We start from the raw sequence: 14,499 nt of genomic DNA, 5'->3' as shown, positions 1-14,499 counted from the left end.
TTGAATCGTCGTACGGCGACTCGCTCAGGCTGCTTCTCCGGCAGGAGCGTTGACATCGGCAGGCAGTGCAGCCTTGGCGATGGCGACCAGGCTTGCGAAAGCCGCGGCATCCGACACAGCGAGCTCGGCGAGGATCTTGCGATCGACCTCGACGCCCGCGGCCTTCAGGCCCTGGACGAAGCGGTTGTACGTGATGTCGTTGGCCCGTGCTGCAGCGTTGATACGCGTGATCCACAGCTTGCGGAAATCACCCTTGCGCGCGCGGCGGTCCCGGTACGCGTAGGTGAGCGAGTGGAGCTGCTGCTCCTTGGCCTTGGTGTACAGACGTGAGCGCTGTCCGCGGTAGCCCTTGGACGCTTCGAGAATCGAACGGCGCTTCTTCTGGGCGTTGACGGCCCTTTTTACGCGTGCCACTGGTGAATCCTGTCGATCTGGGGGTGTGTGAAAACCCCGAATGGTAAGGGATGAAGCCGACCGAGATCAGTCGGCGGCGGGCCGGATCAGATACCGAGGAGGCGCTTGATCCGCGGCACGTCGGCCTTTTTGACAACGGCGACACCATCGAGGCGACGAGTCACCTTGGTGGGCTTGTGCTCGAGCAGGTGGCGACGGCCGGCCTTCTGGCGCAGGATCTTGCCGCTGCCGGACACCTTGAATCGCTTCTTGGCACCACTGTGGGTCTTCTGCTTGGGCATGAAATCCTCTTCTTCTGTAATAGCTCTTCGGTGTTGCTTGGCACAGCCGTACAGCGCAACGGAAAACCTGTGCACCGAAGCAGTTGTAGGGCTGTCTTACTGGTAGAGCACGAAGCTCAGTTGGTCTGCGCCGGAGTAGCCGGAGCTGCTGCGGCCGGTGCCTCGGCAGCCGGGGCTGCATCGGCGGGCTGTTCCGGCGCGGGAGCCGGTGCGCGTTGCGCGGGCGGTGCCGCTGCGCTCTCCTGTGCCTTGACGCGAGTCTTGGCACCCTTGTGCGGCGCCAACACCATCGTCATGTTGCGGCCGTCCTGCTTGGCCGAGGTCTCCACGAAGCCGAGCTCCGCGACGTCCGCGCCCAAACGCTGCAGCAGACGGAAACCGAGTTCGGGTCGCGACTGCTCGCGACCGCGGAACATGATGGTGACCTTGACCTTCGAGCCGGCTTCGAGGAAGCGAACGACGTTGCGCTTCTTGGTCTCGTAGTCGTGCGCGTCGATCTTGGGGCGAAGCTTCTGCTCCTTGATGACGGTGAGCGTCTGGTTCTTGCGCGATTCGCGCGCCTTCTGCGCAGCCTCGTACTTGAACTTCCCGTAGTCCATGATCTTGCAGACCGGCGGACGTGCGTCGGGAGCTACCTCGACAAGATCGAGGTCGGCTTCGAGAGCCAAGCGGAGTGCATCTTCAACACGCACGATCCCCACCTGTTCACCGCCCGGTCCGACAAGCCGGACCTCGGGAACTCGGATGCGATCGTTGATGCGGGTCTCAGTGCTGATGGGGCCTCCTAGGTAGTGCGGTGTGGTGTGTAACCCGACCGCCTGCCACTGGCACAGCCCGTTGCCGTCGATCCTCGACATTCCCCGCAGCGACGCGAACCGCTACAAAGAAAAAACCCCGCTCTCGGTGTGAACCGATAGCAGGGCCCGATGTCGACCGGTCGACCCGCACGACAACTGTCGTCGTACAGTCTCCTCACTGGGAGGAAGCACGTCGGAAATCTGTGACGATCTCCATCGTGCGACCGGACCGGAAGTAGCTTGTTGAAGGCTACGTGCCGGTGGGAGTCGGGCTCCACTTGCTGCCTCCGTGCGGTGAACTCCATCGAGGAGCGCACGCCGAAGACGGTCGTCGAGTCACACTACCAGCAGATTCGACAAACCGACAATCGAGCCCGATCGCCCCCGAACTCGTCGGCACCCGATTCTTCCGGCCGCAGGCGGCGTGGGATTCTCGTAGGCATGACCAGCTCCCCCACTCCCGCCGATGGCGATCCCGCGGGTGTCGACCCAGTCGGCACCGAGCCCGAAGTCCGTGAACTCGCCGAGGTCCCCGCGGTCGAGGTCATCAGCCGCGCTGCGGTCATGCTGATGAGTTCCGCAGCCGAGAAGTTGGGACTCTCCGAGCCGGATCCCGCCGAGAGCCCCTACCTGGACCTCGACGAGGCACGACGTGTCATCACCGCACTGGCAGGCCTGGTCACCGCGTCGGTGGAATACCTCGGCCCCCATGCCGGACCCATTCGCGATGGACTACAAGCACTGCAGCGCGCATTCCGGGAAGCATCGGCCCACCCGGACGAGCCAGGAAAGGGCCCCGGCGAGAAGTACACCGGTCCGGTGCACTGAGCGAGAGCCTCGACGACGACCCGAACACGAACGCCGCATCCGGTGCACTACCGGATGCGGCGTTCGACGTTCGCGGGCGCTACCGGACTGCGGCGACCTTTCGCGGCCTGCGCTTCTTCGGGGCGGCTTTCACCGGTTGCGAGACAACCGACTCACGAGTGAGCGCTTCCTGCAGGAACTTACCCGTGTAACTTTCCGGCACAGCCGCTACAGCCTCCGGATCACCCTCCGCCACAACCATTCCGCCACCGGACCCGCCCTCGGGACCCATGTCGATCACCCAGTCGGAGACCTTGATGACATCGAGGTTGTGCTCGATGACGATCACGGTATTGCCCTTGTCCACCAAACCGTTCACCACGCCGAGCAGCTTCCGGATGTCCTCGAAGTGCAAGCCTGTGGTCGGCTCGTCGAGAATGTAGACGGTGCGGCCCGTGGACCTCTTCTGCAATTCAGCCGCCAATTTGACGCGTTGCGCCTCACCACCGGACAACGTGGTGGCCGGTTGACCGAGACGCACGTATCCGAGACCGACCTCGACAAGTGTCTTGAGGTATCGATGGATCGAGGTGATGGCCTCGAAGAAATCCGCGGCCTCCTCGATCGGCATGTCCAGAACCTCGGCGATGGTCTTGCCCTTGTAATGCACCTCGAGTGTCTCGCGGTTGTACCGCGCGCCCTCACAGACCTCGCACGGAACGTAGACGTCCGGGAGAAAGTTCATCTCGATCTTGAGAGTGCCGTCGCCCGAGCATGCCTCGCACCGACCGCCCTTGACGTTGAACGAGAACCGCCCGGGCTGGTAGCCGCGCACCTTGGCCTCGGTGGTGGCTGCGAACAACGTACGAATCTTGTCGAAGACGCCGGTGTAGGTTGCCGCGTTGGAGCGCGGCGTGCGTCCGATGGGCGACTGGTCGACCCGGACGAGTTTGTCGAGTTGGTCGAGTCCGTTGATCCGGGTGTGCCGCCCGGGAACCTGGCGGGCACCGTTGAGCTTGTTGGCCATCACGGTCGCGAGGATGTCGTTGACAAGCGTGGACTTGCCCGAACCGGACACTCCGGTGACCGAGGTGAGCACCCCGAGGGGGAAGCTCACGTCGATACCGCGCAGATTGTGTTCGCGGGCACCCACGACGGTCACCAGACGCTTCTTGTCGACGACGCGACGGGTGTCCGGCAGTGGAATTTCCATCCGCCCGGAAAGGTACGCGCCGGTCAAAGATTCTTCGTTGGTCAGCAGGTCCTCGTACGAGCCGCTGTGTACGACGCGGCCGCCGTGCTCACCGGCCAACGGCCCGATGTCGACGATCCAGTCGGAGGTACGAATGGTGTCCTCGTCGTGCTCGACGACGATCAGCGTGTTTCCGAGGTCGCGGAGCCGGGTCAGCGTGTCGATCAACCGACGGTTGTCTCGCTGGTGCAGACCGATCGAGGGCTCGTCCAGCACATAGAGAACGCCGACGAGGCCCGATCCGATCTGGGTGGCGAGCCGGATTCTCTGGGCCTCGCCGCCGGACAGGGAGCCGGCCGTTCGGGCCAAGGAGAGGTATTCCAGGCCGACGTCGAGCAGGAAGCCGAGGCGCGCCTGCACCTCCTTGAGTACCTGGCCCGCGATCGCCTCCTCACGACGACCGAGGGTGAGGCTGTTCAGGAAGTTCGCGGTATCGGCGATCGACAGCTCGCACACCTCGGCGATCGACTTCGGACCGAAGTCGCCCGCCGCGATCGTGACCGACAAGATCTCGGGCCGCAGCCTGGCACCGTTGCACGTGGGGCACGGCACATCGCGCATGTACCCGTCGTAGCGTTCCTTCATCTGCTCGGACTCGGTCTGCTCGAGACGGCGGTGCAGGAACGGCATCACACCCTCGAACTCGGCGTAGTACGAGCGCGTTCGGCCGTAACGGTTCTTGTACTTCACGTGCACCTGGTGGTCGCTGCCTTCGAGGACCGCTCGCTTGACCTTGGCGGGCAACTTGTTCCACGGTGCATTCAGATCGAACCCCATCGCGTCGGCGAGCCCGGACAGCAGGCGGCCGAAGTACTCCGATGTCTGGCCCATCGACCACGGTGCGATAGCTCCGTCGGCGAGGCTGAGATCGCCGTCGGGAACGACGAGCTCGGGATCGACCTCCTTGCGCACGCCGAGTCCGACGCAGTCGGGGCAGGCACCGTACGGCGAGTTGAACGAGAAGGACCGCGGCTCGAGATCGTCGATGGACAACGGGTGGCCGTTGGGGCACGCGAGCTTCTCGGAGAACCGGCGTTCGCGGTCCGGAGCGTTCTCGTCGCGGTCGACGAAGTCCAGAACGACGATGCCGTCCGCAAGTCGAAGGGCGGTTTCGACCGAGTCCGTCAACCTCTGCTTCGAGCTGGACTTGACAGTCAGGCGGTCGACGACCACCTCGATGTCGTGCTTTTCCTGCTTCTTGAGAACAGGAGGACTGGTGAGCTGGTGTACGACGCCGTCCACGCGCACACGGGAGTAGCCCTGCGTGTTGAGCGAGTCGAAGAGATCGACGAATTCACCCTTACGGGTACGGACCACCGGAGCGAGGACCTGAAACTTCAGACCCTCCTCCATGTCCAGCACCTGATCGACGATCTGCTGCGGAGTCTGCTTCGCGATCTGTTCACCACACACCGGGCAATGCGCCGTGCCGGCGCGGGCGTACAGCAGGCGAAGGTAGTCGTAGACCTCGGTGATGGTGCCGACGGTCGACCGTGGGTTGCGGTTGGTCGACTTCTGATCGATGGAGACCGCAGGCGAAAGCCCCTCGATGAAATCCACGTCCGGCTTGTCCATCTGGCCGAGGAACTGCCGCGCGTACGCGGACAGCGACTCCACGTAGCGACGCTGACCTTCGGCGAAGATCGTGTCGAAGGCGAGGGACGACTTGCCCGAGCCGGACAGACCTGTGAACACGATCAGCGCATCGCGAGGCAGGTCGATGTCGACTCCCCGCAGATTGTGCTCTCGTGCACCTCGCACTATCAGGCGATCCGCCACTGTGTTCCCTTCTTTCCGAACGAGCACGTCCAGTCGAGTCGCTGCCCGATGCAGCACTGTGCAACTGACGAGTCGCGTGATGACGTGTGGTGCCGATGCACCGGCTACACGTCGTGTAACCGACGACCCCACGTCGAAAACCTGTCTCGGTGAGGGACGAACCTCACGCAGTAGCAATGGTAGATCCAGGCACCGACACACTTTTCCACGTGCACGACCCCGACGCCCCTCATCGGGCCGCCGACGGTAGCGTCCTCGAAATGGACGAGCACCTCATGGTCATCGACGACAACTACACCGGCGTCGTCTCTCAGGGTTCGCAGCCGCAGCGGCGCACGATTCCCGGCGCGACGATCACGAAGATGTCGGTCGGCCCCATGGACAACAACACCTACTTGGTCGTCTGTTCCGCAACGGGTCATTCGGTGCTGATCGACGCCGCCAACGAGGCCGAACGCATTTCGCTGCTCATCGACGAGAACGCACCGACCCTCTCGCTCATCGTGACGACGCATCAGCACGCCGACCACTGGCAGGCGCTGGCGGACATCGCTGGTGGCACGGAGTCGCCGACGGCCGCTCACGCACTCGATGCCGAGCCGCTGCCCGTCGCTCCGGACCGCCTGCTGGCCGATCGGGACACGGTGACGGTGGGCGAGCTCACGTTCGATGTGGTGCACCTGACCGGACACACCCCCGGTTCCATCGCACTCGCGCTGACCGATACGGACGACACCCGCACCCATCTCTTCACCGGAGATTCACTCTTCCCCGGGGGCGTCGGAAAAACTGGAAGCCCCGAGGACTTCACCCACCTTCTCGACGACGTGACGGCAAAGTTGTTCGACCGTTTCAGCGACGACACCGTGGTCTACCCGGGCCACGGAAAGGACACCACACTCGGTGCCGAGCGCCCTCACCTGGCCGAATGGCGCGAACGGGGCTGGTGACGATCGGCGCGCTTGAGACCGTCGAACACGGGGTATGAATAGTGTGACAAAAGGACGCACCCCGGTAGGTTTCCCCTACCGCTGTGCGATGTCCTAACGCCGATGACACGAGAAACTACGCAGGAGGCTGTCAATGCTGGTCCGCCGTATCGCCCGTCCGTTGATGTCTACGATCTTCATCGCCGGGGGCGTCGACGCACTCCGTAACCCCAGCGGCAAGGCAAAGGTTGCCGCTCCGCTGATCGAGCAGGGCAAGGACGCGCTGCCGAACGAGGTCACCGCGAATGTGCCCGAGGACCCGGAGACGCTGGTTCGCATCAACGGCGGCATTCAGGTTGCGGGCGGCATTCTGTTGGCGACCGGCAAGGCACCACGTATCGCATCGATCGCACTGGCCGGAAGCCTCGTTCCGACGACGCTGGCCGGTCACGCCTTCTGGAACGAGACCGACCCGGAGACCAAGGCTGCGCAGCGCATCCACTTCTTCAAGAACCTGAGCCTCCTCGGCGGACTGCTCATCGCGGCCGTCGATACCGAGGGCAAGCCGTCCGTGGCATGGCGTAGCAAGCGGGCAGCACGCCGCGCGCAGGAGACCGTCGTCTCGGCACTGCCGGGGCACTCCACCCACGAGACCGGTGAGCGCGTCAAGGAAATCGCAGCCGTCGCCGCGAGCCGCAGCGCAGATCTCGCCGAGGCTGCCCAGCCGAAGCTGGCCAAGTTCGCCGACGCCGCCCAGCCCAAGTTGGCCAAGCTCGCGGACATCGCTACCGATAAGGGCTCGGAGCTGGCCGAGGTTGCTCAGCCGGCACTGAGCCGCTGGGCTCATATCGCAGCCGACAAGGGCTCCGAACTGGCCGAGGAAGCACAGAAGCGCGGGTCCAAGCTCGCCGAACTCGCCGCCGACCGTGGCAGCGACCTGGCCGACGAGGCCCAGAAGCGCGGATCCAAGCTTGCCGACAAGGCAGCGCACCGCGGAACCGACCTGGCCGAACTCGCGCAGAAGCGTGGATCGAAGCTCGTCGACGTTGCCGCGGATCGTCGCGTCGAACTGGCCGACGTCGCGCAGAAGCGGGCATCCAAGCTCGCCGATCTGGCCGCTGAGAAGGGCTCCGTCCTCGCCGACGAGGCTCAGAAGCGCGGAGTCACGTGGGCCGATCTGGCGTCCGATCGCGTGGAGACACTCGGCAAGCGCGCTCGCAAGCGCGCCGAGAAGCAGAGCAAGGAGCTCGAGAAGGTCACCGAGCAGGCCCGCGCCAAGCTCGAAAAGCGAGTTGCCAAGGCTCAGAAGAATCTGGACAAGAAGATTCAGCAGTACGCCAAGTAGTCCTCGCGGACAGAACGAGCGCACGCTCGTGCACAGCGGCCCTGCCCCGGAACTCGAGGTTCTGCGGCAGGGCCGTTGTGCGGCGTAGACTGCTCTGGCTGATTTCGAGGCGATATCTTCGCCTCGGCCGAATCCCCGAGGAGACCCTTTGCCGGACGACGGCCACACATCTAGCGGTTCCGACATACCGATCGAAGAAGACCTCGAGCAGGCGCATCTGACGAGGCTGTACACGCAGCTCGACGCGCTGCGCGAATACGCGGCAAACCGATTGCGGGCCGTGCTGTTGGAGACCGGTGGAACACCACAGGCCCGAAGCGAACGCGAATCGTTCAACCAGATGTACACCGAGGACATCGCCAAGTACGACGCCGCAGAGAACGGACTGTGCTTCGGACGTATCGACCTCGATCCGGATTCTCTCGACCCCAAGGTGGACGATCGTCCCGAACGCTACATCGGCCGAGTCGGAATCCTCGACGACAAGAACGACTACGAAACGCTGCTGCTGGACTGGCGAGCACCGATGGCCCGGCCGTTCTATCTGGCGACGCCGGCTGCGCCTGAAAACGTGTTGCGGCGCAGGCACATTCGCACCCGCGGCCGCCGCGTGACGTCGATCGCCGACGAATTCCTGGATCTGAACTCGGCTCGATCGTCGAGCGATGCTGCCGTAGCAGGCGGTGTCGCAAGTGAAGGTGCGCTGCTCTCGGCTCTGGATGCTGCGCGTACCGGCCAGATGAACGACATCGTCGAAACGATCCAGAGCGAACAGGACGCGATCATCCGGTCGCAGCATCGCAGTGTGCTGGTCGTTCAAGGCGGACCGGGCACCGGCAAGACGGCCGTCGCGCTGCACCGCGCCGCGTATCTGCTCTACACCTACCGCCAGCAGCTGGGCAAGAGCGGCGTGCTCATCATCGGACCCAACGCCACGTTCCTCGACTACATCGGACAGGTGCTGCCCTCGCTCGGCGAAACCGGTGTGCTGTTGTCCACGATCGGCGACCTCTACCCGGGAGTCCGTGCGCAACGAGAGGATTCGGCCCTGGCCACCGAGGTCAAGGGCAGACTGTCGATGGTCGACGTGCTGACCCGAGCGGTACGCGACCGGCAGGAAATTCCCGCGCAACCGAGGCGGCTGAAATTCGACACCTACGACATCACGCTCGACCGCAAGATCGTCACCCGAGCTCGCGGACGCGCTCGCTCGTCGCGGCGACCGCACAACCTCGCTCGGCCACTGTTCGTGTCCTCGGTGATCGATCAACTGGCCAACCAACTGGCAGCGAAGCTGGGCCAGAACCTGGTCGACGGATCCAGCCTGCTCAGCGCCGACGACATCGCGGACATGCGCGACGAGATGCGCGAAGACCAGGACGTCATGGCCGCTGTCGACGAGCTGTGGCCGGATCTGTCTCCCCAACAGGTTCTCCACGACCTGTTTGCTTCGCCCGAGAAGATCGCCTCGGCCGCACCGGAACTGGATGCGGAAGAGCGCGACTCGCTGACTCGTCGGGGCCGGGGTTTCTCCGCTGCCGACGCTCCCCTGCTCGACGAGCTGGCCGAGTTGCTCGGTGTGGACGATGCGGCCGAACGTGAGCAGGCACAACGTCAGTGGCGCGGCCAGATCGCCGACGCCCAGGGGGCACTGGACATCCTGACCGGTTCGGCACCACAGGACCTCGAGGACGAACTCGATCCGGAGATCCTGATGGCCTACGACCTGATCGACGCCGATCAGCTTGCGCGACGGCAGAATTCGGGTCAACGCCTCACCACCGCCGAACGGGCAGCCGGCGACCGGACCTGGACATACGGGCACGTGATCGTCGACGAGGCTCAGGAACTGTCGACCATGGCGTGGCGAATGGTGATGCGGCGCATACCGAATCGGTGGATGACCCTGGTGGGCGATACTGCGCAGACCGGCGATCCCGCCGGAACGTCTTCGTGGAGTTCGGTACTCGAACCGTATGTGGCACAGCGCTGGAAGCGGACCGAACTGACGGTGAACTACAGGACGCCGTCGGAGATCATGGTGGTGGCGCACGACGTGCTGGCCGCGATCGATCCCGAGCAGTCCGAGCCCCGGTCCATCCGCAGCACCGGCGTGACACCGTGGGCGCTGCAAGTGCTGGAGGCGGACCTGTTCACCGCAGTGGAGAAGCGGGTCGCAGAGCACCCACGACCTGGGCTGAGCGCAGTGCTCGTTCCAGCCGGTCGCGTCTCCGACTTCCGACATCTGGCTTCGGACGTGGTGACCGTGTCGTCGGTCAAGGACGCGAAAGGGCTCGAGTTCGACTCGGTTCTCATCGTCGAGCCGAGTGCCATCGTGGCCGAGTCGCCGAAGGGAATGAACGACCTCTACGTGGCACTCACCCGAGCCACCCAGCGACTCGGCGTGGTGCACGTCGACCCGCTACCGAAGGAACTCTCGGCGCTGCAGCCGTTCGAGCCGGAAGCCTAGAGACCTGCACACACCAACGGCCCGCTCCGTCGATTCGATGGAGCGGGCCGTAAGGCGTGCGCAGGGTGAAATCAGCGGACGGTGTGCACGATCAGGACATCGCAGGTGGACTTGCGAGCGGCGTCCGACGGAACCGAACCCAACAGGCGCCCGGTCAACGAGTTCAGGCCGCGGTTGCCGACGACGAGCAGATCGCCCTTCACCTCGTCCACGAGTGCCAGCAGCGACTCGACGGGAGCGCCTACGATCGCCTTCTCCTCGATGTTCTTCGCACCGGCCTTGGTGGCATGCTCGCGCGCAGTGCGCAGAATTTCACGCGTCGGTGCCGATCCGGTGATCTGGTAGGCGTCCTCGCGCAGTGCGTCGGCGGCAGCGGACGTGTCCTTGGGATCGGCCGGGTAGTACGCGCAGGCGATCACCAGGGTGGCATCGGCGTCTCCCGCCAGAGCCGCGGCCTTCTCCACTGCCCGCAGTGACGATTCGGAGCCATCGGTCCCGACGACGACGGTGCGGTAGGCGCTCATTCATTCCTCCATTTGTCGGTCACACACAGATGTGACACTTCTGGTCGATCTCGATTGGTGCAAGTCACAGGACCGAATGACGTGGTCCGGAGACTGATTCGCTGACATTAGCCGGAACCGGCCGATCGGCACGTGAACTTGGGGAACAACACGATCCGCGCCACTCACATACATTGGTTTGCATGCCGATTCCCCGCCCGCCACTGTCGAGACGGGCCATGACTGTCGGCGCCGCTGTGATTGCAGTTCTAGCGGCAGCCGCTCTCGCATTCGTACTCCTCCCCCAGGATTCGAGCGCCGACACATCCACTCGTGATGCGCGCATCACGCTACCGGACAGCCCCGAGTCGACGGGCACCGTCGACATCGACGCGCGGCTCTACGCCCCGGCTGTCACACCCGCGCCGACGGTGCTCCTCGCCCACGGTTTCGGCGGCAGCAAGGACTCGGTCGACGGTGAGGCACGTGACCTCGCGGCTCGCGGGTACACCGTCCTCGCCTACAGCGCACGCGGGTTCGGCGACAGCACGGGTTCGATCTCGATCAACGACCCCGATCGCGAAGTCGCCGACGCTCGCGGACTCATCGACTGGCTCGCCGAACAACCGGAAGTGGAACTCGACGCTCCCGGCGACCCTCACATAGGAGTCGCCGGTGGTTCGTACGGCGGCGCACTGGCACTGAGTGCAGGCGGCACCGACCCCCGCATCGATTCCATCGCCGCCGCGATCACCTGGAACGACCTGGGTCAGGCCCTGTTCCCCAACTACGGCGTCACCTCGACCGAGGGCCGAGAAGCCCTCGGCGACACGGTCACTCCCGCCGCGGCGGAGTACGGCGGACCCGGCGTGCTCAAGCGCGGCTGGGCCGGTGTGTTCTTCGGAGCGGGCGCAGCGAGCACGCCGCCCAGCGACGGCGATGACAGCGGTGATGCAGGGACCGAAACATCGGGGACCGGCGAGGGCGCGTCTGCGTGCGGCAGGTTTTCTCCCGAGTTCTGCGACGCCTACGCCCAATCCGCGGTGACGGGGATCCCCAGCCAACAGCTCCTCGATCTGCTGACCGCACACTCACCCGTCGCGGTGGCGTCGAACATCACCGCACCGACTCTGCTGGTGCAGGGCACCCAGGACACATTGTTCGGCCTGGATCAGGCCGACGCGACGGCGCGTCAGATCGCGGCGGCCGGTGGGAACGTCACCGTGCGATGGTTCGACGGCGGCCACGACGCCGGCGGAACGGACGGCACGAGCGATCGGGCCATCGCCGACTTCTTCGACACGACGTTGCGTGACAACGACACTGCCACCGGTGGCCAGCCGTTCGTCTACTCCACTCAGCGGGCAGCCGACGAGCGCGGCGGCGACCGCAACCGCCGGATGACCGCTCCCGACTACCCGGGACTGGCGGCCGACTCCGACGCCACCCGGACCGAATCCGTCACTTTCACTCCCAAGGCGGAGAACCAGTCGATCATTCGTCCGCCCGGAGCGTCGCCGTCGGCGATCTCGTCGGTACCCGGTTTGGGCTCGGTGCTCTCGACTCTCGGATCGACCGGGGCCGGAGCAGCCCTGACCGCGGACTTGCCGGGCCAGTCGGCGACGTTCACAAGCGATCCCGTCGATTCGTCCGTGACGATCACCGGTGTACCTCGAGTGAACCTGCGAGTGGCGTCACTGGCCTCACCGGGTCAAGCCGTTCTGTTCGCGAAGCTCTACGACGTTGCGCCGAACGGCACCAGAACGCTTCCAGGCGGCGCGGTCTCGGCGATCCGCCTCCCCGACACCGAGGGCATCGATCCCGTCGATGTCACCGTCGCGCTGCCTGGCATCAGCTACACCGTCCAGCAGGGTCATCACCTCGAACTGAGCGTTTCCACCACGGATCAGGCCTACGCCGTTCCGCTCGAACCGGCCCAGTTCAGCGTGGCCATGACCGACAACACCATTGCGTTGCCCACAGTCCCTGCAGAGGAGAGCGCCAACAGCACCGTTCCGGTGGCACCGCTGATCGGCATCGGGGTCGTCCTGCTCGCGGTCGCTGGTGCGATCGTGGCCGGAGTCGTGCGGACCAGACGCCGCGCGGTCGCCGAAGTGGACGAGAGTCTGATCGACACTCCGCTGGTGATCACCGATCTGGCCAAGACGTACTCGAACGGCTTCCGCGCGGTCGACGGCGTGAGCTTCGAGGTGAAGCAGGGCCAGGTTCTGGGTCTCCTCGGGCCCAACGGTGCCGGAAAGACCACCACCCTGCGGATGCTGATGGGCCTGATCACTCCCACCGGCGGTGACATCCGCGTCTTCGGCCACAAGGTGACGCCGGGCGCGCCGGTGCTGTCCAGACTCGGCTCGTTCGTCGAGGGATCAGGATTTCTTCCCCACCTGACCGGAACTCAGAACCTACGGTTGTACTGGGAGGCAACCGGGCGGCCGATCGAGGACGCCCACCTGGAAGAGGCACTGGAGATCGCCGACCTCGGCACCGCAATCGAACGCAAGGTCAAGTCGTACAGCCAGGGCATGCGGCAGCGGCTGGCCATCGCCCAGGCCATGCTGGGGCTGCCGGATCTGATGGTCCTGGACGAGCCGACCAACGGACTCGATCCACCGCAGATCAGGACGATGCGCGACGTGCTGATCAACTACGCGAAGACCGGTCGAACGGTGTTGGTGTCGAGCCATCTACTCGCCGAGGTCGAACAGACCTGTACCCATGTGGTCGTCATGAATCGCGGATCGGTGATCAGTTCCGGAACGGTCCGCGAATTGACCGCAGCGGGCGGACAAACGGAGATCAGGGTCGACGACGCCACCCGCGCGCGGTCGGTGCTGGGTGCCTCCGGCCACGACGGCGCGGTGATCGTCGACGACGGAACGGTGACCGTCGACCTGACCGACGCCGACTCCGCCGTAGTCATCCGAGAACTCGTCACCGCGGGCGTCTCGGTGCGCGGATTCTCCCAATCGACCCGCCTCGAGGATGTGTTCCTCGACCTGGTCCACCGAGACACCCCCAGGTCCGACACCAGCAAGGATCGCTCATGAGCACCGCACACGCAGACGGGCGCGCTGCCGGTTACACCGGCGGCAGTACCTTGCCCTTCCGTACCGAGTTGCGCAGGCAGCTGGGACGCCGTCGCACTCAGTTGGCCATCGGATTTCTTGCCCTGCTCCCGGTGATTCTTGCGATCGCCTTCACCGTCGGCAGCTCGAGTGCCGACTCGGACGCCGGTGGACTGATCGAACTCGGAACTCGCGGAGGCATGAACTTCACGGTCTTCGCTCTGTTCATGTCGGTGGGGTTCCTACTGATCGTCGTGGTGGCGCTGTTCTTCGGCGACTCGGTGGCGAGCGAGGCCTCGTGGTCGAGTCTGCGGTACCTCCTGGCCATCCCGGTACCTCGGAGTCGACTGCTGACGCAGAAGGCATTGGTGTCGGCCACGTTGTCGAGTGCGGCGATCGTCGTGCTTGTCGGCGTTTCGCTGTTGATCGGCACCGTGATGTACGGCGCAGAGTCGCTCATCACCCCACTGGGTGAGGGTCTGTCGTACGGAACCTCACTGGTGCGGCTACTGATCGCAGTCGCGTACATAGGCATCAACCTGCTGTGGGTGGCCGGCCTGGCGATGCTGCTGTCAGTGCTCACCGACGCCCCGCTCGGGGCCGTCGGCGGCGCGGTGATGACGTCGATTCTGATGCAGATTCTCGATCAGATCACCGCACTGGGGTCACTTCGCAACTACCTGCCCGGGCACTACGCCAATTCGTGGATCGACGCTTTCGGAACGAGTATCGACTGGAACGACATGGTGGTGGGATCGTTCTCGGCCATCACGTACGCGGCCGTGTTCGGGTTGATCGCGTGGCGGCGTTTCGCGACCAAGGACATCACCAGCTGAGGC

General features: G+C 64.8%; 11 protein-coding genes. 6 read left to right on the top strand and 5 right to left on the bottom strand.

Features of this window, described 5'->3' with window-relative positions:
* Window positions 1-24: 24 nt before the first annotated feature.
* The 3 genes from rplT to infC form a co-directional block, all read right to left on the bottom strand.
* The gene (gene rplT / locus CH294_RS20970) at window positions 25-414 is read right to left on the bottom strand and encodes a 50S ribosomal protein L20 (RefSeq protein ID WP_032378959.1); all 390 of its coding nucleotides are present in this window, start codon (window positions 412-414) and stop codon (window positions 25-27) included.
* An 86-nt stretch (window positions 415-500) separates the two neighbouring features.
* Entirely contained in the window at window positions 501-695 is a 195-nt protein-coding gene (gene rpmI, locus CH294_RS20965) for a 50S ribosomal protein L35 (RefSeq protein ID WP_008715923.1), read from the bottom strand.
* Between the two features lie 116 nt (window positions 696-811).
* Window positions 812-1,543: a translation initiation factor IF-3 gene (gene infC, locus CH294_RS20960; RefSeq protein WP_170944810.1), complete on the bottom strand. Its 732-nt coding sequence runs from the start codon at window positions 1,541-1,543 to the stop codon at window positions 812-814.
* A 390-nt stretch (window positions 1,544-1,933) separates the two neighbouring features.
* Here infC and CH294_RS20955 point away from each other — a divergent pair, with 390 nt between their 5' ends.
* Window positions 1,934-2,320: a DUF1844 domain-containing protein gene (locus CH294_RS20955; protein WP_032404077.1), complete on the top strand. Its 387-nt coding sequence runs from the start codon at window positions 1,934-1,936 to the stop codon at window positions 2,318-2,320.
* A gap of 79 nt (window positions 2,321-2,399) precedes the next feature.
* Here CH294_RS20955 and uvrA read toward each other — a convergent pair whose 3' ends face one another.
* Window positions 2,400-5,330 carry an excinuclease ABC subunit UvrA gene (gene uvrA, locus CH294_RS20950; RefSeq protein ID WP_094739001.1) on the bottom strand — a complete coding sequence of 977 codons (2,931 nt, stop codon included), beginning with the start codon at window positions 5,328-5,330 and terminating at the stop codon, window positions 2,400-2,402.
* Window positions 5,331-5,590: 260 nt separating this feature from the next.
* On the opposite strand from uvrA, the gene CH294_RS20945 reads away from it, so the two are divergent.
* From CH294_RS20945 to CH294_RS20935, 3 genes are all read left to right on the top strand, one after another.
* Entirely contained in the window at window positions 5,591-6,280 is a 690-nt protein-coding gene (locus CH294_RS20945; RefSeq protein WP_094739000.1) for an MBL fold metallo-hydrolase, read from the top strand.
* A gap of 133 nt (window positions 6,281-6,413) precedes the next feature.
* Entirely contained in the window at window positions 6,414-7,604 is a 1,191-nt protein-coding gene (locus tag CH294_RS20940) for a DoxX family protein (protein WP_032378960.1), read from the top strand.
* A gap of 148 nt (window positions 7,605-7,752) precedes the next feature.
* A complete protein-coding gene (locus CH294_RS20935) occupies window positions 7,753-10,074 on the top strand; it encodes an ATP-binding domain-containing protein (RefSeq protein ID WP_094738952.1) in 2,322 nt (773 codons plus the stop codon).
* Between the two features lie 71 nt (window positions 10,075-10,145).
* Here CH294_RS20935 and CH294_RS20930 read toward each other — a convergent pair whose 3' ends face one another.
* The gene (locus CH294_RS20930) at window positions 10,146-10,598 is read right to left on the bottom strand and encodes a universal stress protein (protein WP_032378962.1); all 453 of its coding nucleotides are present in this window, start codon (window positions 10,596-10,598) and stop codon (window positions 10,146-10,148) included.
* Between the two features lie 182 nt (window positions 10,599-10,780).
* Between CH294_RS20930 and CH294_RS20925 the strand changes: the two genes are divergently transcribed.
* Both CH294_RS20925 and CH294_RS20920 read left to right on the top strand, forming a co-directional pair.
* Complete coding sequence (locus CH294_RS20925) at window positions 10,781-13,642, top strand: alpha/beta fold hydrolase (RefSeq protein WP_094738951.1); 2,862 nt, start codon at window positions 10,781-10,783, stop codon at window positions 13,640-13,642.
* Window positions 13,639-14,496 carry an ABC transporter permease gene (locus CH294_RS20920; RefSeq protein WP_032404014.1) on the top strand — a complete coding sequence of 286 codons (858 nt, stop codon included), beginning with the start codon at window positions 13,639-13,641 and terminating at the stop codon, window positions 14,494-14,496. Before CH294_RS20925 ends, CH294_RS20920 begins: the two co-directional genes overlap by 4 nt.
* Window positions 14,497-14,499: the final 3 nt, after the last annotated feature.

It is taken from the genome of Rhodococcus sp. 14-2483-1-1 (assembly GCF_002259335.1).
In the GTDB taxonomy this organism is placed as follows: domain Bacteria; phylum Actinomycetota; class Actinomycetes; order Mycobacteriales; family Mycobacteriaceae; genus Rhodococcoides.
Note: the sequence above shows the minus strand (reverse complement) of the source record. Positions and strands in the feature narration are given on the sequence as shown.

Bases quoted from the DNA above. Each gene is read 5' to 3' on its own strand.
- rpmI (WP_008715923.1), bottom strand. From the start codon at position 695: ATGCCCAAGCAGAAGACCCACAGTGGTGCCAAGAAGCGATTCAAGGTG.
- CH294_RS20920 (WP_032404014.1), top strand. From the start codon at position 13,639: ATGAGCACCGCACACGCAGACGGGCGCGCTGCCGGTTACACCGGCGGC.
- CH294_RS20925 (WP_094738951.1), top strand. From the start codon at position 10,781: ATGCCGATTCCCCGCCCGCCACTGTCGAGACGGGCCATGACTGTCGGC.
- CH294_RS20945 (WP_094739000.1), top strand. From the start codon at position 5,591: ATGGACGAGCACCTCATGGTCATCGACGACAACTACACCGGCGTCGTC.
- CH294_RS20930 (WP_032378962.1), bottom strand. From the start codon at position 10,598: ATGAGCGCCTACCGCACCGTCGTCGTCGGGACCGATGGCTCCGAATCG.
- CH294_RS20955 (WP_032404077.1), top strand. From the start codon at position 1,934: ATGACCAGCTCCCCCACTCCCGCCGATGGCGATCCCGCGGGTGTCGAC.
- CH294_RS20940 (WP_032378960.1), top strand. From the start codon at position 6,414: ATGCTGGTCCGCCGTATCGCCCGTCCGTTGATGTCTACGATCTTCATC.